Below are 16,963 nucleotides of genomic sequence, written 5' to 3'. Positions count from 1 at the left end.
GGAATTTAAAAGCGACCCTCGGGTCGCTTTTTTTATGGATTGAGAAATTGACCTTTCCAATTGTTAGACCCGTCAAATCGGGCTCTAATGTGGTTTGGTCTTTTGAGTTCAAGATATTCCATGTGTTCGGGCACCAGTTTCAGAAGGCAAAAGTGGTGCTCATCCTCGTTGTAGTCTACATGATCCGGATTATCAATTGGCGTTCCAGGTGGATTTTTGGTGATAAAGTCTTTTTGAGAGTGGCCTTGAACCCTGCTCCAGTGGTAATCGTATTCTTCACCAGATTTTATCATTTCTATTTTTCCCTCAACTTTGACTTGAAGTAGTTTTTTGTGGTTGTAAAATAAAAGACTGCAATTTGGATTGTTTTCGAAATGACTTATTTTATCGCTTCTCTCATCTGTATACATAATCAAATCAAAGTCTGCTGTTGTGTCTCTTAATACAACAGTTCTTTGAACAGGAACGTTATCTTCAATACTTGCTAGACTCGGGTAGCGGAAAGCGTGTTTTTTTTTAAGGTAACCGAACTTTACTTCGTTTTTTAAATCTTTTAAAATTTGATCGAGCATTTTTGTTTAAAAATAAAAAAAGAGGGGCTAAACAGAAGCCTGTTTTATCGCAAATTTATACTTTTGCTCATGCAAAAAAATGTTCTTATTCTCGATTTTGGATCACAGTACACGCAACTCATCGCCAGACGAGTTCGTGAACTAAATATTTACTGTGAAATCCATCCCTTCAATAAAATACCAGAAGATTTATCTGTTTTCAAAGCAGCAATTCTCTCAGGAAGTCCATTCTCCTGCAGAAATCCAGAAGCTCCAAAACCAGATCTTAGTAAGATTAAAGGTAAAATTCCTCTTTTAGGAGTTTGTTTCGGAGCTCAGTTTATGGCTCACAATTACGGTGGGAAAGTGGATAGCTCAAACACACGTGAATTTGGTAGAGCAAATCTTTCATTTATAAAAGACGGTGAACTGTTCTTTGAAAATATTTTGGAACAATCACAGGTCTGGATGTCTCATAGTGACAGCATCAAAGATCTTCCAGAACATTTTACAAGAATTGCCAGCACTGCTGATGTTTTAAATGCGGCTTATAAAATTGAAGGTGAAGACACCTATGGAATTCAGTTCCATCCTGAAGTTTATCATTCAACTGACGGTGCACAATTGCTGGAAAATTTCCTTGTTAAGATTGCAAAAGTACCTCAATCCTGGACGCCGTCAGCTTTTGTAGATATGACGGTTTCAGAATTGAAGGAAAAAATTGGAACAGATAAAGTGATTTTAGGTCTTAGTGGCGGAGTTGATTCCACGGTTGCAGCGACTCTTCTTCATAAAGCTATTGGAAAAAACCTTCACTGTATTTTCGTCAACAACGGTTTGTTGAGGAAAAATGAATTTGATTCTGTTCTGGATCAATACAAAGATATGGGGCTCAACGTGAAAGGTGTTGATGCTACAGATCGGTTTATGGATGCTTTAAAAGGTATTTCGGACCCTGAGAAAAAACGTAAAGTAATCGGTAACTCTTTTATTGAAGTGTTTGATGATGAGTCTTCTTTGGTAGAAGATGCCACCTTCCTAGCTCAAGGTACCATTTATCCAGATGTTATTGAATCCATCTCTGTTAACGGTCCTTCTGCTACCATAAAATCTCACCACAATGTTGGTGGCTTACCAGATTTCATGAAACTAAAAGTTGTAGAGCCTTTAAGGATGCTTTTCAAAGATGAGGTGAGGCGAGTAGGCGCTGAGATGGGGATTGATCAAAAACTTCTTGGTAGACATCCATTTCCAGGTCCAGGCTTAGCCATTAGAATCCTTGGTGATATTACTTTAGAAAAAGTGAGGGTTTTACAAGAAGTAGATGCGATATTCATAGATGCCTTGAGAGAATGGCACCTATATGATAAAGTATGGCAGGCTGGAGCTATACTTCTTCCTGTAGATTCCGTCGGTGTCATGGGAGATGAGCGAACTTATGAAAAAGTTGTAGCTTTAAGAGCTGTAGAATCTACGGATGGTATGACGGCAGATTGGGTGGACTTGCCACATAAGTTTTTACAAAAAGTCTCTAATCAAATAATAAATCGAGTTAAAGGCGTTAATAGAGTAGTATATGATATCAGCTCTAAGCCACCAGCAACAATAGAATGGGAATAATGAAAAAGTTTTTTTTAAGTACAGTTTTACTACTCTTTGTTTTTAGTCTCAGTGCTCAAGACCTTAAAAGCTACCAAGCAGGGACAAATGAGAGTTTGGAGGATGTTGCTTCCAGATTTCAAGTAGATATTACTACTTTAAAGAGATTAAACCCCAACGTAAAAAATATCAGAGATGTATCTGGTGAGCTTTTGGTAGTTCCCTCGCAACCTAATTTTGAGCTGAATCCAAGAATTCAGCTTATAGCTTATGAAGTAAGTCCCAAAGAAACTCTTTACAGTATTTCTAAATCTTATAACCTCAAGGTAAAAGACCTTAGAAAGTACAATCCTTTTCTTAATGAACGAGAACTGGATTACAATGATGTTATAAGAATACCAACTTATGAGCTTAAGGATAAAGACTTGGATATCAATCAAAGTATAAAAAACTCAGAGTTTAGTACTTTGATGCACCTGGTGCTACCAAAGGAAACTAAATACGGGATTTCAAAAAAATATGGGCTGACAATTAAAGAACTGGAGGATTTAAATTCAGGGATAAATGAAAAAGAGATACAACCCGGTCAATTTTTAAAAATTAAGCGGCCAGTTGATACGACATCAACTTCCCGAATTCCGAAAAATCAAAACTATGCTTTCCTCAAAATAGATTCTAAAAATTCAATTGAATCTATTTCTGAAAATTATGATGTTACAGAACAACAGTTGATCCAATCGAATCCTTCCTTAAAATTTGAGGGAATAAGTGAAGGACTTGTTTTGAAAATTCCACAAGCAGAAGAAATAGATTATTCAAAATATGAAGCTTTTACTTTGGAAGACAAGCTTAAATATTTCGATACAAAAAAAATTGCTGTGATGCTCCCACTAAATTTGGAACGCACAGAAATAGATACAATTACAACGAAATCTTTAATCAAGAATAGTGGCTTGCTTAGAATTTCTCTTGACTTTTATGAAGGAATTCAGATGGCAATTGATTCTGCTCAAGCTAAAGGTATCACTGTGAACCTAGATGTATACGATACTAGAAATGATCCGTATCATGTGAATCAACTGCTGAATGAAAATTTTAAAAATTACCAAGCTGTAGTTGGACCACTTTTAGATCCAAGTCTCAAAGTTGTTGCAAATTATCTTGAGCGAGATAGTGTGCCCGTTATTTCACCACTTGTCAACCCAAATTTTGAATTTGAAAATCTTTTCAACACTTTGCCCAAAGATGAGGAGATGCAAGAAGTGCTTATTACTTATTTGCAAAAGATTCATACTGATGAAAATTTAGTTATTCTTTCAGATAGTATTTCAAAACCAGTGCAAAGAAAATACACTTACACCTTTCCAGATATTAATATTGCTAGTCAAGAGGGAAGTAATGGTTACTTAAAAAAATCTGACTTGCGTCCACATTTAGATTCTCTTGGCACCAATTGGTTCATTTTAGAAGCACAAAATATAGGAATTGCAGAATCTACTGTTTCGTTTTTAAAATCTTTTCAAAGAGATGGTTTTGACATTAGATTATTCACCTCTAAAAGAGGAGCCTTTTACGATGATGAGATTTCAAATTATTATCTGAGCGACCTCAAGTTCACATTTCCTTCTATTTCCAAAACACAACTCATTACAGGTGACCAAAAGCATAATAACAGCTTTCTTGAAAAACATGGAGTCTATCCCAATAAGTACGTGATAAGAGGTTATGACGTTATGATGGATTTACTTTTGAGGTTGTCTTATGCCAAAACTCTTCAAGCTTCTACAGAAATAAAAGGCTTTACGGAGTACGCTGAGAATAAATTTAGTTACAGAAAAAAGGAATTTACAAAAGGATATGAAAACGATGCTATTTATCTTCTACAATATCAGAAAGGTCTTGAGATAAAGTCATTAAATTTAGTAGATTTTCTAACTCTGGATGCAAACTAAGCCTTGAATAGATTTAAAATTCAATGGCACAGGCTTCAATTTTTGCAGCTTCAAATTCAGCAATAAGATTCTCTACAATTTTTTTAGCGGGTAGGATTTCATTTATCAATCCAGAGATCTGACCTATTTCTAATTCGCCTTCTTCAAGGTCGCCTTCAAACATTCCTTTTTTGGCTCTTGCTCTACCCAGCAAATCCTGAAGATCTCCTTTAGTAGGTGAAGTGGAGTACAATTTTTCAATGTCTTGGTAGAATTTGTTTTTCAGCATCCGTACTGGAGCCAACTCCTTCAAAGTAAGTCTGGTATCACCTTCCTGAGCTTTGATGACTTCTTTCTTAAAATTTATATGCGAGGAAGCCTCTTCACAAGCCACAAAACGAGTCCCTATCTGTGCAGCATCTGCTCCAAGAATCATAGCGGCAAGAATTCCAGAACCCGAGGCAATGCCGCCAGCAGCTATAAGAGGGATGGACAGCTCCTTCTTGACCATCGGGATAAGTGTGAATGTGGTAGTTTCTTCGCGACCGTTGTGTCCACCAGCTTCAAATCCTTCCGCAACAATTGCATCTACTCCAGCTTCCTGAGATTTCAAAGCAAATTTTACACTACTTACCACATGAACCACTTTTATATCGTGGGATTTGAGATGAGGTGTCCAGGTTTTGGGATTTCCAGCAGAGGTAAACACAATCGGTACTTTTTCCTCAATGATGATTTCCATGATTTTATCCAAATCTGGATAGAGCATAGGAACATTTACTGCAAATGGTTTTGAAGTTGTTTTTTTGCATTTTTGAATGTGCTCACGTAAAACATCTGGATACATAGAACCAGCACCAATAATACCAAGCCCGCCGGCTTCGCTAACTTCACTTGCTAGTTTCCATCCGCTAGCCCAAATCATTCCTGCCTGGATGATAGGATATTTTATACCGAATAACTCTGTAATTCTGTTTGTTTTCATCAAATATTATTATGCGATTACACCTGAACCGATGAGTTCATCTTCCTGATACCAGGCTACAAATTGACCTTCGGAAATGGCTGTTTGTTCATTTTCGAAAATGACATAAAGTTCATTTGCCATTTGGTATAGTTTAGCTTTTTCTAAGGTCTGTCTGTATCGTATTCTAGCTTTCACATCCATAGTTTCCCCTTCACTTAAGCTCAGGTCAGGTCGTATCCAATGCACTTCAGAATTGTCAACCCACAGGCCTTTTTTATGAAGTCCGGGATGATTTTTCCCTTGACCAGTATATAAAATGTTGTTTTCAACATCTGTGTCAATGACAAAAAGAGGCTCTTTAGTTCCGCCGATGGCCAGTCCTTTTCTTTGTCCTTTGGTGAAAAAATGTGCACCATCATGAGAGCCAAGAACTTTCCCGAATTCTGGTTTTAAATCCAGTTTTTTACTATCTTTTTTCAGCTGAGTTATCAATTCTGAATTTGCCTTTACTTCACCAATATTTGAGAAAATTTCATGTGAGGAATCAATTTCAATAACTCGACCCTTTTTGGGCTGGAGTTTTTGCTGAAGAAAATCTGGAAGCTTTACTTTACCTATAAAACAAAGTCCCTGCGAATCCTTTTTGTCGGCAGTAATCAAATCCTGTTCTTTTGCAATTTGTCTCACTTCAGATTTTTGAAGCTCACCAACAGGGAAAAGAGTTTTTTCCAATTGTTGTTGAGAAACCTGACATAAAAAATAAGATTGATCTTTGTTTTGGTCCTTACCCGCTAACAATCTGTATATAGTTTTACCGTCCTTTTCAATACTGTCTTTTCTGCAGTAATGACCTGTTGCCACGTAGTCAGCACCTAGTGAAGTAGCAATATCCATAAAGACATCAAACTTGATTTCTCTATTGCAAAGTACATCCGGGTTTGGGGTTCTGCCTTTTTCATATTCAGCAAACATGTAATCTACAATACGTTCTTTATATTGCTTGCTCAGATCAACCGTTTGGAAAGGTATACCCAATTTTTCTGCTACTAACATAGCATCATTACTATCTTCCAGCCAAGGACATTCATCGCTTATGGTAACAGAGTCATCGTGCCAGTTCTTCATAAAAAGGCCTATCACTTCATATCCCTGTTCCTTGCATAAATAGGCAGTCACACTAGAATCCACACCACCACTTAGTCCTACAACAACTCTTTTCATTTTTGTAATATTGAAATACAAAAATACGAAAACTTGGATAGAGTTTGATTAAAGTAGAGTTGTCATGATGAGCATTTCTATTTTGTTTAATAATCTTTAACATATTTAAACAAAGGTGAATAGGGGAGTTGTTATATTTTAAAATAAATTTTATGAAAATGAAAAATGGAGTAAAAAATTTAGTTCTAATGGTGTCATTAATTATTGGCGTAAGTTCTTGTAGTAGCGATGAAGACGGTTACGGTGCTGGTGAGCCGATCAACAATAATCCAACTACTTTTGAAATTATCGCAAATAGTCTGGATCACACGATTTTGGAGGATTTACTGGTTTCTAATGGTTTAGAGCAAGTGCTCAATGAAGGTACTTTTACGATTTTTGCACCTACTGACAATGCCTTTGAGGCTGTTGACACCTCAGGTCTTACGAGTGAACAAGTCACCAATATCCTTTTGAACCATGTTTTAGAAGGTTCTGCAGAATCTTCTGAATTATCAACAACTTACCTAAATACTTTAGCAACCGAACAGGTTTCAGGTGAGGAAAACAACCTAAGTCTTTATGTCAATGTTGGATCCGATATTACTTTAAACGGAACTTCGACAGTCACTGGAGCCGATAACATTGCATCCAATGGTGTTGTGCACATTGTAAACGAGTTTATTACAATTCCAGATGTGACTACTTTTGCAACAGCCGATCCAACTTTTGAAACTTTAGTCCAGGCATTGACAAGAGATGATCAACCCGATTTCGTTGGTATATTAAGTTCGTATGAAAATCCTGCACCTTTTACAGTGTTCGCTCCAACCAACGATGCATTCACAGGTTTACTTGCTGAGCTTGGTTTTGACAGCTTAGCAGAAATTGATGGAACAACTCTAACTTCAGTTTTAAATACCCATGTGATAGGTGAAGCTAACATTACATCTTCCAATCTTCCGACAGGAGCAGTTACAACTTTGGGCGAAACTTTTGAGCTTAACGGAACCACCATCACCGATCAGGATGGTCGAGAAATTGAAATTATAGTGACCGATGTTCAAGCTGGTAATGGTGTTATTCACGCTGTCAACATGGTGGTCTCTCCAAACTTAGGTATTGAGCCTCCTATGGAAGGGAATACAGTTGCAATGACGGTTGAAAATAGTGGAGCTTCTGCTTATTTTGTAAGTCAAATTACTGGTGGGGAGGATGTAACTCCTTTAGACACTAAAATAGCACGTGGAATTTAACAGTCGGTACTCGTTATACATTATCTGTAATAGGAGCAAGCGCTCACCCTTTTGAATTAAGAGATGCTAATGGCGATGCTTTGCTCAGCCAAAATATCGACGGTTCTTTTGAAAATGATGCTGATGTCAATTTTATAACCAATAGTTCACAGTTTGATTTTACACTCACTGCAGAATTAACTGCAGAAATTGCAGATTACATTTGCACTATACATAGCGGTATGAGAGGTGACATTACAATTTGAGAATAAAAATAATTAATTAGCACCAACAAAAAAGGAGTCCAATTTGGACTCCTTTTTTAATTCTGTAAAATCGACTAATTATTTCTTATCAATTTTTTTGTTGCCGCCTTTACTATTATCTTCTTTCTCATTTTGTTTCTTTTTCTGTTGCTCTGCTGCTTGTTCCATAATTTCTTGAAACTTTCTGCCCAGCTTACCTTTCTTCTTCTTAGGTTTTTTCTTTTTCTCCTCAATCTTCGCCAGAATCTTTTTATCATCTATGATCACGTGCTTAATGACAAGCATGATACCAATTGTAATTAAATTAGATATGAAATAATATAGCGATAATCCACTTGCGTAATTATTGAAGAAAATAAGCATGACGAAAGGAGCAAAATACATGATTACTTTCATGTTTGGCATTCCTGGTTGTGAGCTTTGCTGCATGTTTTGTCCAGCAGTCATTTGAGTATAAAAGAATATCGCTACCGAAGCAAGAATTGGGAACAAACTCACGTGGTTTCCATATGCCCATGACACTAGTGGAATATACGTGTCCCATTCAAATATAACATCATAACTCGATAAATCGTCTGCCCATAAAAATCCTTTCTGTCTTAAATCGAAAGCACTCGGGAAGAATTGGAAAAGCGCATAAAACACAGGGATCTGTAGAAGTGCTGGAATACAGCCTGCCAGCGGACTTACACCTGTTTTACTGTACAGCTTCATAGTTTCCTGCTGCTTTTTCATCGCATTGTCTTTGTACTTCTCATTGATCTCATTGATCTCTGGCTTCAAAACCTTCATTTTGGCCTGAGATAAATAGGATTTATACGTAATAGGAGAGAGCACAATTCTCACAACAATAGTCATGACAATAATTGCTAATCCATAACTTGGCAGCGAACTGCTTAAAAATGTAAAGAAGGGTATAAAAATATACCTGTTTATCCACCCAAAAAGTCCCCAGCCGAGTGGCACTATTTCATCTAAACTCCTCTCGTAATCGCTTAAAATTTTGAAATCAGAAGGTCCATGATACCAATTCATACTTTCTGAAAATTCACCATTATTTAATTTTAATGGGACTTCTGCAAGAAAATTCTTGGTGTATAACGTATCTACTTGTTCATCCTGAACCAAATTTCTTGACGTCATTTTTCCACTAGAAAAAGGAGTATCTGTAAGTAAGACTGAAGTAAAAAAGTGTTGTTTAAAGGCTACCCATTCTATTTGCTCATCTTCCTCAACTGCTTCGTCACCTTGCCCTGTATAATCATCTTTGTCGTTTTCGTATAGATAAACGATTTCAGTGTATCTATTTTCATAAGAAATACTTTTGGCCTTCCGCAGCGCTTTTACTTCCCACTTTAGATCAGCTGTTTCTGAAGAAATGATATTACTTAAGCCCTGAGAACGAATCCTGAAATTCATCATATAGTCGTCAGGCTTTAACTCATAAAAGAACTCAAGAAATTCAACTTCAGAAACTTTAGCTTTCATGCTTAAAGTTTGGTTTCCATTTTCTGAACTTAGGCTTGGTTCAAAATAAAGATCTCTGGTATTGTAAGTTCTGCCATCACTGGCTTCAAAGGAAATATTAAAACTGGCATTACCATCTTTAATTAAGAAAATAGGTTCGCCTTTATAAGTGTCATGTTGCTTCATTTTGGCTTCAACAATTTGCCCTCCTTTATTGCTGACCTCAAGTTCAATTACTTCATTTTCAATATTTGTAGTAGCATCCTCTATGGCGAAATCCTTGATGGCTGAGTAAGCAAATGCTCCATATTCTCTCCTCGCAAGCTCGTTTTTTACGGAGTCCTGAAGGCTGGAATTAGATCCTTGGGCGATTTCTGGTGTGTTTTTAACCTTATCGAGAGAAGGTTTTTCTTGGGGTGTAGATTCAACTTGTTCTGTTTTAGTTTCCTCAGGAACTATATCTTCGGTTGGATTCATATACATCATCCAGATCAGGATAAGTGCAACTAGTGTAAATCCTATAATAGAGTTCTTATCAAACGTCTTTTTTTCTTCCATTGACTATAACTATTGTGAAACTTGATTTTTCAAAATACGTGCAAAAATCAACATTTAATTTTATTTAAGTGAGGTTATTGTGGGTTAATTTAGAGAAACGATCATGTTTCAACTATTTATGAAACTTTTTGGCCGCTTCAATAAAGCTCAAGAATAGCGGATGTGGTGTAGCTACTGTGCTTTTATATTCAGGGTGATATTGCACCCCTATAAACCATGGATGGTCTTTCAGCTCAATAGTTTCTACAAGTCCTGTTTGAGGATTTCTACCTGTGCAAAGCATACCATTTTTTTCTAAGTCTTCTACATACTTATTATTCACTTCATATCTATGTCGGTGTCTTTCCGAAATGCTTGTTTTTCCATAGATTTTAGCCAACTTAGAATTGGGCTGGAGTTCGCAATCCCAGGCTCCCAATCTCATCGTACCTCCCATCTGTTTTAAGTCTTTTTGATCTTTCATGAGGCCAATGACAGGATGTAGAGTGTTAGGGTCCATTTCTTCTGAATTTGCTTCTGCTAACATTAAAACATTTCGAGAAAATTCTATAACTGCCATTTGCAGACCAAGGCAAATTCCTAAAAATGGAACTTTGTGAGTCCTTGCAAATTCTACAGCTGCTATTTTACCTTCAATACCTCGCTCTCCAAAACCAGGAGCTACCAGGAGTCCATCCAAATTTTTAAAAATAGCTTCGTTGTGTTCTGTTTCTTCAGAGTTGATCCAAACTACATTTACTTTGACGTCGTTATAAGCTCCAGCATGAATAAACGATTCCAAAATTGATTTGTAAGAATCTTGAAGATCAACATACTTACCAACTAAACCTATTGAAATTTCTTCAGTTGCATTTTTTAATTTGTCAACAAAGAAGTTCCATTTTTCCAAATCCGGAACTACATCATCTTTAAGGTTTAATTTTTTTAGGGTAATGGTATCCAATCCTTCCTCTGCCATAAGCCCAGGAACTTCATATATAGACGCTGCATCAATAGATTGGATGACAGCCTCTTTTTTGACATTACAGAAAAGTGCCAGTTTGTTTCTGATGTCATCATTGATTTCATGTTCCGTTCTGCACACCAATATCTCTGGAGAAATTCCACTTTCCATGAGCGTTTTTACACTATGTTGAGTAGGTTTTGTTTTTAGCTCTTTTGCAGCAGAAAGATACGGGATCAATGTCAAATGAATCACTAAAGCATTGTGCTCACCAAGTTCCCACTTGAGCTGCCTTACAGCTTCTATATAAGGTAATGATTCAATATCACCTACAGTTCCTCCAATTTCAGTAATGACGATGTCATACTTATTATCTTGCCCGAGAATTTGTATGCGCTCTTTTATTTCGTTGGTAATGTGAGGAACAACCTGTACTGTTTTTCCGAGGAAGTCTCCTCTTCTTTCTTTATCAATAACGTTTTGATAAATCTTACCAGTCGTTACATTATTGGCCTGAGAGGTATTTACATTCAAAAATCGCTCGTAGTGACCAAGATCCAAGTCTGTTTCTGCACCATCTTCAGTTACAAAACACTCTCCATGTTCATAAGGATTGAGCGTACCAGGATCTATATTGATATACGGATCAAGCTTTTGAATGGTTAACTTATAACCTCTTGCTTGTAGAAGTTTTGCTAATGAAGCTGCGATTATTCCTTTCCCTAAAGACGAAGAAACACCGCCTGTTACAAAAATATACTTTGTATCGGCCATTTGTGTTGAGAGTTTTGTGTCTATACGGGATGCAAAAATATCATTTAATTTTTGCTTAAACTTAGAATTAGTTTAAAAATCCTTAGCTTCTTCTTATCCTTCTCAGGATGTCTTCCAAACCATTCTCTTTCAGTTCCAATACTTCTTGCATTTGTTGACCAAGTTTATTTTCTGGAAATCCCTTTCGTTTAAACCATATTAAATAATATTCTGGAATATCAGAAAGATAATAGCCCTTGTATTTACCAAAGTGCATTTTAGCATTGGCAAGTTCGATTAAAGCTTTTTTGTGAGATTCAGAATTCATTAACAGTCAATTCTAGGTATGAGATAGGCTTTTAGTCATGTTGCTAAGAAACCCTTTTAAATTATTGTAGCCAAACTTTTAATTATTACTTTTGTCAACCAATTTATACTATAAAACCTGATTATGAATTTACATGAATATCAAGGCAAAGAAATATTAAGTAGCTTTGGCGTAGGCATCCAAAAAGGTATCCTAGCTAAAACTCCTAAAGAAGCTGTTGAAGCTGCAAAAAAATTGACTGAAGAAACCGGAACTGGATGGCACGTAATCAAAGCCCAGGTTCATGCCGGTGGTCGTGGTAAAGGTGGTGGCGTCAAACTTGCTAAAAACCTTAAGGAAGTAGAACAAATTGCAGACGAAATATTAGGAATGCATTTGGTTACACCTCAAACAAGTAAAGAGGGTAAGGAAGTGCACCAAATTCTTATAACCGAAGATGTTTACTATCCAGGTGATAATGAACCAGATGAATATTACATGTCTGTTTTGCTAAACAGAGCAACTGGAAGGAATATGATTATGTATTCTCCAGAAGGGGGTGTGGACATCGAAAGTGTTGCAGAAAAAACTCCTGAAAGAATATTTACGGAAGAAATTGATCCTGCTACAGGAATAATGCCTTTCCAAGCGCGTAAAATTGCGTTTAACTTTGGTCTTGAAGGAAAAGCTTTTAAAGAAATGACAAAGTTTGTCACTGCACTTTACAATGCTTACGACGGATCAGATTCTTCTTTATTTGAGATCAATCCTGTTCTAAAAACAAGCGACGATAAAATTTTAGCCGTCGATGCTAAGGTAACTTTAGACGATTCAGCTTTATTTAGACATAAAGACTACCAAAGCATGCGCGATACGCGTGAAGAAGATCCTACAGAAGTGGAAGCAAGAGATGCTGGCTTGAGTTATGTCAACCTTGACGGAAATGTAGGCTGTATGGTCAACGGTGCTGGACTTGCCATGGCTACAATGGACTTAATCAAATTTGCTGGTGGAGAACCTGCAAACTTCCTAGACGTTGGTGGTACGGCAGATGCTAAGCGTGTGGAACAAGCTTTTAAATTAATCTTAAAAGATGAAAAGGTTGAAGCTATCCTGATCAACATTTTTGGAGGAATTGTAAGATGTGACCGTGTTGCAGAAGGTATCATAGAAGCTTACAAAAATATGGGAGATCAGATTACTGTCCCAATCATAGTAAGACTTCAAGGAACCAATGCTGAAAAAGCGGTAGAATTGATCAAAGAAGCAGGAATTAACGTGAAGACAGCAGTTCAATTTAAAGAAGCTGCAGATAAAGTTCAAGAAGTTTTAGCTTAACACTTACAACTTTATAGAATATAGAAACCCTCGATGTATCGAGGGTTTTTTTGTGTTTTAGACTGAAATAGGTTTTTGGCTCGAAGTTTTATTCTCGATATAATCAGCCAGATAATCTGCATCTTTTTTTATTCCGCCGAGAGTGGCTGAGGCTCGAGTATGAAGCCATGGAAGTCCGATAAAATAAAGACCGTCCACATTACTTACGCCTCTGTGATGAACTGGATAGCCGCTCTTATCGAGTTCCAGGCCTTCTATCCAATCAAATTTTGGTCGATACCCTGTCGCCCATATAATATTCTTAATGTCGGCTAGTTTTGCCTCTTCTGTGATTATTGTCTTTTGTTTGGCATCTACCGTTTTTCCAACAGGTATAACATTTTCTTTGTTCAGAATACCCTTTACATCTACACCTATAACCGGTTGTTTGGCTTCACTTATTTTTTTACCAAGCCAGGAATCTTTCCCAAAGCTGAGATAGCCAGTTTTTGTAAACCACCACCACAAGGTCTTTCCTAAAAATTCCTGGGGTAAAGTTTTTACATCGGTTTCTCCAGAGAAATAAACCTCACGATTGGTATCTGAAATTTCGTCCAAAATTTGGTATCCAGAATCTCCGGCACCAACCACCATGGCTTTACCCTCCTGCAACTGACTAGGATTCTTGTAATAGTCGCTGTGAATCTGAAAAATCGATGAATCTATTTTGCTGTGAAACGGGGGAGTGTATGGGATATGAAAGGGACCAGTAGCAATGATGACTTGCTCCGTTTCATAAAACCCACCTTCATGTTTGATGATGAAATAATCGGTTTTGTCCTGAACTTCTGTAACTAAAGTATTGAAGTGAATAGGAATTTTAAATTTATCAACGTAAGCTTTGAAGTAATTGGCGACTTCATATTTATTTGGATAGTGACCTTTTGGTTTAGGAAAATCCATGCCCTTCAGATTATTAAATTCCGATGGGGTAAATAGTGTTAAGGAATCCCACCGCTTAAGCCAAGAAGCTCCTACCTCGTCTTCTTTATCAAGGACTATATAGTTTTTACCTTTTTGCTCAAGTTCATAAGCCATGGAAAGTCCAGCCTGTGCAGCACCTATTATTATAAAATCATACATTTTTGAAATGTTTTCTATAATATAAGCTATAATCCTTTCAAAAGCAAATATTATGCTTGCAGCGTTTGATTCAGTTTAAAGTACTTGTTGTAAATGTGAAGAATAATAACTCCAAAGCTGACAGCCACAACGATAAGAATAGTGTTGATGATATTGTCTGCGGAGAAAGATAGTTTGATGAGTATGGTTGAGATGACAAAACCGGAATTCCTTATGACACGGCTAAATTCTTCAGTTTGTAAAAATGAGAATAGAAGCAGCAACACATCAATTAAAATCAATATTGTAAAGAAATCATCAAAAAATATAGTATTAACCGATTTGATAGACACGGAAGAATATTCTGTACCTGAAATAGTTTCATAAAACCAACTTCCAAAGGAAAAAAGCGCGAGCATGACAATAGTAGGCACTAAAATGGTAGCGAATATATTTTTTACCTTGATGTGAGATTTTGTTTTAGAAGTGATCTTTTCTTTTTCCACCTTGTTTTTAGAGTTTAACTTGTAAAAGGTGTATATCAGATAGAATAGGACTAAAGTAGCAACAATATCAATAGTAAACTGTATATCTCCTTCAATGGAGAACCAGCTTGAAGAAAATTCTAAATTAGATAAATCATAAAATATTTTTCTTATTAAAATCAAGGTGATGATCTCATACTGTTTGCCAATGTAGATTGTAATTGATTTTGGTAAATAAAAAACCAAGAGATAAACCTCGTAAATAAGAATGATCGAAAAGGGCGTGTAGATAGCTGAAATAGGGCTAATGATGAAATTGCCGTCATATTCGCCAATGTCCAACAAGTTAAAATCAATCAAGCCAATAATCCCCAGGTGAATTGCAAAACTGATAATAGCAGCAACAACTATTACTTTTTCAAGTTTTTCTTTCAGCGCTTCAGAAAGAAAAAACGAGTTTACAGAAGAATAAAATTTTGAAAGCTTGTGTTTTGACATGTTTAAATATAGTTAAATTGTTTTATCACAATCCCACACAATAGTTATTTAAGATATAATATCCGCAATAATCATTTTGGCATGAATCCTTGAATTCTCGATGAACCACTTGTGAGTTTCCATTCCGCCGCAGATGACTCCAGCCAGGTAAATCCCATCAATATTGGTTTGCATGGTTTGCTCATCGTATTTAGGAATAGAAAGTTGATCCTCACTGAGTTTAATTCCAAGTTTTTTTAAAAATTCAAAATTAGGTCTGTAACCAGTTAATGCTAAAACGAAATCATTTTCCAGTGTTTGGATTTTACCCTCTTCATCTTTAAATTTCACATAATCCTCACCAACTTCTGTCAATTCAGAATTAAAATAAGCTATAATACTTCCTTCTTTAATTCTGTTTATGACATCTGGTCTGACCCAGTATTTTACACGTTCTCCAATCTGCTTTCCTCTTACTATCATAGTGACTTCAGCTCCCTTCCTGTATGTTTCCAAAGCTGCATCTACAGACGAATTACTAGCGCCAACAACCACAACTTTTTGAGTAGCATAGTAATGTGGATCTCTGTAATAATGAGTGACTTTATCCAATTCTTCACCAGCAATATTCAAGTGATTTGGAATGTCATAGAAGCCTGTCGCTATGATAACATTTTTGGACTGATATTTACTTTTTGAAGTGGTGGTTGTAAACACATGATCTTCGTTATAAACATTTTTGACTTCTTCAAACAGCTGAATGTGGACTTGCTTGGATTCAACAATTCTCCTGTAATATTCCAAAGCTTCTTGTTTTGAAGGCTTGGAGTTTGTGCTTACAAATGGAATACCGTCTAGTTCCAACTTTTCTGACGTAGAAAAGAAAGTCATTTTATCTGGATAGTTGTACAGTGAATTTACCAGCGCGCCTTTTTCAATAATGACATAAGAAAGATTTTTCTTTTTTGCTTCAAGTGCGCAAGCAATGCCTATTGGGCCACCACCAACTATTAGAACATCATATACCATGTTATTTATTTATCAAATTTTTCAAATCGTGAATTGTTTGTTTTGGATTATCAGATTTGAATACGTAACTACCCGCAACCAAAACATCAGCTCCTATATTTACAAGCTCTTCCGCATTCTTATTGGTTACACCGCCATCTATTTCAATTTTAGTGGAAGCGCCTTCATCTTCAATCAAAGCTTTTAGCTGTTTTACTTTATCATATGTTCGTTCTATAAAGTGCTGACCGCCAAAACCTGGATTCACACTCATCAGACAAACCATATCAATATCGGAAATGCAGTCTCTTAGCAATTCGACATTGGTATGCGGATTTAAAGCTACACCAGCTTGCATTCCGTGTTGTTTAATGGACTGAAGACTTCTATGTAAATGTGTACAAGCCTCATAATGCACTGTAAGCATATTGGAACCTAAATCTGCAAAATCTTTGATATACCGATCTGGATCTACAATCATCAAATGTACATCTACAAATTTTTTGGTATGTTTTGTTATCGCCTTTAGAACAGGCATTCCAAATGAAATATTAGGAACAAAAACGCCATCCATAATGTCTATATGAAACCAATCTGCTTCACTTTCATTTATAAGTTCTATATCGCGTTGCAAATTGGCAAAATCTGCAGCGAGTAGGGAAGGGGCAATTAGTTTATCACTCATTGGTAAAATTTTAAGCAAAAATAAGGTTTTGAATGCTTAAAACACTACATATTTAGTAAAACGGCTTGTGTTTAAGAGGTGTTTAACTGTAT

Annotated in this window: 15 protein-coding genes; 5 read left to right on the top strand and 10 right to left on the bottom strand. The window is 36.3% G+C overall.

Translation table 11 applies throughout. From position 1 onward, the window contains the following. Positions 1 to 32: 32 nt before the first annotated feature. On the bottom strand, positions 33 to 572 hold the full coding sequence (locus LB449_RS08695) for a pyridoxamine 5'-phosphate oxidase family protein (RefSeq protein WP_224454714.1): 540 nt from the start codon (positions 570 to 572) through the stop codon (positions 33 to 35). Positions 573 to 641: 69 nt separating this feature from the next. On the opposite strand from LB449_RS08695, the gene guaA reads away from it, so the two are divergent. Further along, the gene (guaA, locus tag LB449_RS08690) at positions 642 to 2,171 is read left to right on the top strand and encodes a glutamine-hydrolyzing GMP synthase (protein ID WP_224454713.1); all 1,530 of its coding nucleotides are present in this window, start codon (positions 642 to 644) and stop codon (positions 2,169 to 2,171) included. Continuing rightward, on the top strand, positions 2,171 to 4,102 hold the full coding sequence (locus LB449_RS08685) for a LysM peptidoglycan-binding domain-containing protein (protein WP_224454712.1): 1,932 nt from the start codon (positions 2,171 to 2,173) through the stop codon (positions 4,100 to 4,102). The genes guaA and LB449_RS08685 overlap by 1 nt, the downstream gene beginning before the upstream one ends. A gap of 13 nt (positions 4,103 to 4,115) precedes the next feature. Here the strand turns inward: LB449_RS08685 and LB449_RS08680 are convergent, their stop codons facing one another. Beyond that, the gene (locus LB449_RS08680; protein ID WP_224454711.1) at positions 4,116 to 5,066 is read right to left on the bottom strand and encodes an NAD(P)H-dependent flavin oxidoreductase; all 951 of its coding nucleotides are present in this window, start codon (positions 5,064 to 5,066) and stop codon (positions 4,116 to 4,118) included. Between the two features lie 9 nt (positions 5,067 to 5,075). Then, positions 5,076 to 6,269: a tRNA 2-thiouridine(34) synthase MnmA gene (mnmA, locus tag LB449_RS08675; RefSeq protein ID WP_394372310.1), complete on the bottom strand. Its 1,194-nt coding sequence runs from the start codon at positions 6,267 to 6,269 to the stop codon at positions 5,076 to 5,078. Positions 6,270 to 6,421: 152 nt separating this feature from the next. Between mnmA and LB449_RS08670 the strand changes: the two genes are divergently transcribed. Both LB449_RS08670 and LB449_RS08665 read left to right on the top strand, forming a co-directional pair. Beyond that, complete coding sequence (locus LB449_RS08670; protein WP_224454709.1) at positions 6,422 to 7,504, top strand: fasciclin domain-containing protein; 1,083 nt, start codon at positions 6,422 to 6,424, stop codon at positions 7,502 to 7,504. Positions 7,505 to 7,584: 80 nt separating this feature from the next. After that, the gene (locus tag LB449_RS08665; protein WP_224454708.1) at positions 7,585 to 7,749 is read left to right on the top strand and encodes a hypothetical protein; all 165 of its coding nucleotides are present in this window, start codon (positions 7,585 to 7,587) and stop codon (positions 7,747 to 7,749) included. 78 nt (positions 7,750 to 7,827) lie between these two features. On the opposite strand, the gene yidC is transcribed toward LB449_RS08665, so the two are convergent. The 3 genes from yidC to LB449_RS08650 form a co-directional block, all read right to left on the bottom strand. Then, positions 7,828 to 9,774 (bottom strand): membrane protein insertase YidC, encoded by a 1,947-nt coding sequence (gene yidC, locus LB449_RS08660; RefSeq protein ID WP_224454707.1) that lies wholly within the window; start codon positions 9,772 to 9,774, stop codon positions 7,828 to 7,830. Positions 9,775 to 9,886: 112 nt separating this feature from the next. Then, positions 9,887 to 11,491, bottom strand: coding sequence for a CTP synthase (locus LB449_RS08655; protein ID WP_224454706.1), 1,605 nt, complete (start codon positions 11,489 to 11,491; stop codon positions 9,887 to 9,889). Between the two features lie 82 nt (positions 11,492 to 11,573). Further along, positions 11,574 to 11,798 carry a DUF3820 family protein gene (locus LB449_RS08650; RefSeq protein ID WP_224454705.1) on the bottom strand — a complete coding sequence of 75 codons (225 nt, stop codon included), beginning with the start codon at positions 11,796 to 11,798 and terminating at the stop codon, positions 11,574 to 11,576. Between the two features lie 123 nt (positions 11,799 to 11,921). Between LB449_RS08650 and sucC the strand changes: the two genes are divergently transcribed. After that, on the top strand, positions 11,922 to 13,115 hold the full coding sequence (gene sucC / locus LB449_RS08645) for an ADP-forming succinate--CoA ligase subunit beta (RefSeq protein ID WP_224454704.1): 1,194 nt from the start codon (positions 11,922 to 11,924) through the stop codon (positions 13,113 to 13,115). A gap of 57 nt (positions 13,116 to 13,172) precedes the next feature. Here the strand turns inward: sucC and LB449_RS08640 are convergent, their stop codons facing one another. From LB449_RS08640 to rpe, 4 genes are read right to left on the bottom strand one after another with little or no spacing between them, the layout of a single operon-like run. Then, entirely contained in the window at positions 13,173 to 14,237 is a 1,065-nt protein-coding gene (locus LB449_RS08640; RefSeq protein WP_224454703.1) for a flavin-containing monooxygenase, read from the bottom strand. 50 nt (positions 14,238 to 14,287) lie between these two features. Further along, positions 14,288 to 15,199, bottom strand: a complete 912-nt coding sequence (locus LB449_RS08635; RefSeq protein WP_224454702.1) for a hypothetical protein — start codon at positions 15,197 to 15,199, stop codon at positions 14,288 to 14,290. A 48-nt stretch (positions 15,200 to 15,247) separates the two neighbouring features. Further along, positions 15,248 to 16,207 (bottom strand): YpdA family putative bacillithiol disulfide reductase, encoded by a 960-nt coding sequence (locus LB449_RS08630; protein WP_224454701.1) that lies wholly within the window; start codon positions 16,205 to 16,207, stop codon positions 15,248 to 15,250. Between the two features lies 1 nt (position 16,208). Beyond that, complete coding sequence (gene rpe, locus LB449_RS08625; RefSeq protein ID WP_224454700.1) at positions 16,209 to 16,871, bottom strand: ribulose-phosphate 3-epimerase; 663 nt, start codon at positions 16,869 to 16,871, stop codon at positions 16,209 to 16,211. Positions 16,872 to 16,963 lie beyond the last annotated feature (92 nt).

The organism is Psychroflexus lacisalsi, from assembly GCF_020164495.1.
Taxonomy (GTDB): Bacteria; Bacteroidota; Bacteroidia; order Flavobacteriales; family Flavobacteriaceae; genus Psychroflexus; species Psychroflexus lacisalsi.
The sequence above is the reverse complement of the archived record's forward strand: the minus strand, read 5'-3'. Positions and strand labels throughout refer to the sequence as shown.

Excerpts from the sequence above, each read along its gene's own strand:
- yidC (WP_224454707.1), bottom strand. The coding sequence starts at position 9,774 with ATGGAAGAAAAAAAGACGTTTGATAAGAACTCTATTATAGGATTTACA.
- LB449_RS08685 (WP_224454712.1), top strand. The coding sequence starts at position 2,171 with ATGAAAAAGTTTTTTTTAAGTACAGTTTTACTACTCTTTGTTTTTAGT.
- mnmA (WP_394372310.1), bottom strand. The coding sequence starts at position 6,269 with ATGAAAAGAGTTGTTGTAGGACTAAGTGGTGGTGTGGATTCTAGTGTG.
- LB449_RS08635 (WP_224454702.1), bottom strand. The coding sequence starts at position 15,199 with ATGTCAAAACACAAGCTTTCAAAATTTTATTCTTCTGTAAACTCGTTT.
- LB449_RS08695 (WP_224454714.1), bottom strand. The coding sequence starts at position 572 with ATGCTCGATCAAATTTTAAAAGATTTAAAAAACGAAGTAAAGTTCGGT.
- LB449_RS08650 (WP_224454705.1), bottom strand. The coding sequence starts at position 11,798 with ATGAATTCTGAATCTCACAAAAAAGCTTTAATCGAACTTGCCAATGCT.
- LB449_RS08630 (WP_224454701.1), bottom strand. The coding sequence starts at position 16,207 with ATGGTATATGATGTTCTAATAGTTGGTGGTGGCCCAATAGGCATTGCT.
- LB449_RS08680 (WP_224454711.1), bottom strand. The coding sequence starts at position 5,066 with ATGAAAACAAACAGAATTACAGAGTTATTCGGTATAAAATATCCTATC.
- rpe (WP_224454700.1), bottom strand. The coding sequence starts at position 16,871 with ATGAGTGATAAACTAATTGCCCCTTCCCTACTCGCTGCAGATTTTGCC.
- guaA (WP_224454713.1), top strand. The coding sequence starts at position 642 with ATGCAAAAAAATGTTCTTATTCTCGATTTTGGATCACAGTACACGCAA.
- LB449_RS08640 (WP_224454703.1), bottom strand. The coding sequence starts at position 14,237 with ATGTATGATTTTATAATAATAGGTGCTGCACAGGCTGGACTTTCCATG.
- LB449_RS08655 (WP_224454706.1), bottom strand. The coding sequence starts at position 11,491 with ATGGCCGATACAAAGTATATTTTTGTAACAGGCGGTGTTTCTTCGTCT.
- LB449_RS08670 (WP_224454709.1), top strand. The coding sequence starts at position 6,422 with ATGAAAATGAAAAATGGAGTAAAAAATTTAGTTCTAATGGTGTCATTA.
- sucC (WP_224454704.1), top strand. The coding sequence starts at position 11,922 with ATGAATTTACATGAATATCAAGGCAAAGAAATATTAAGTAGCTTTGGC.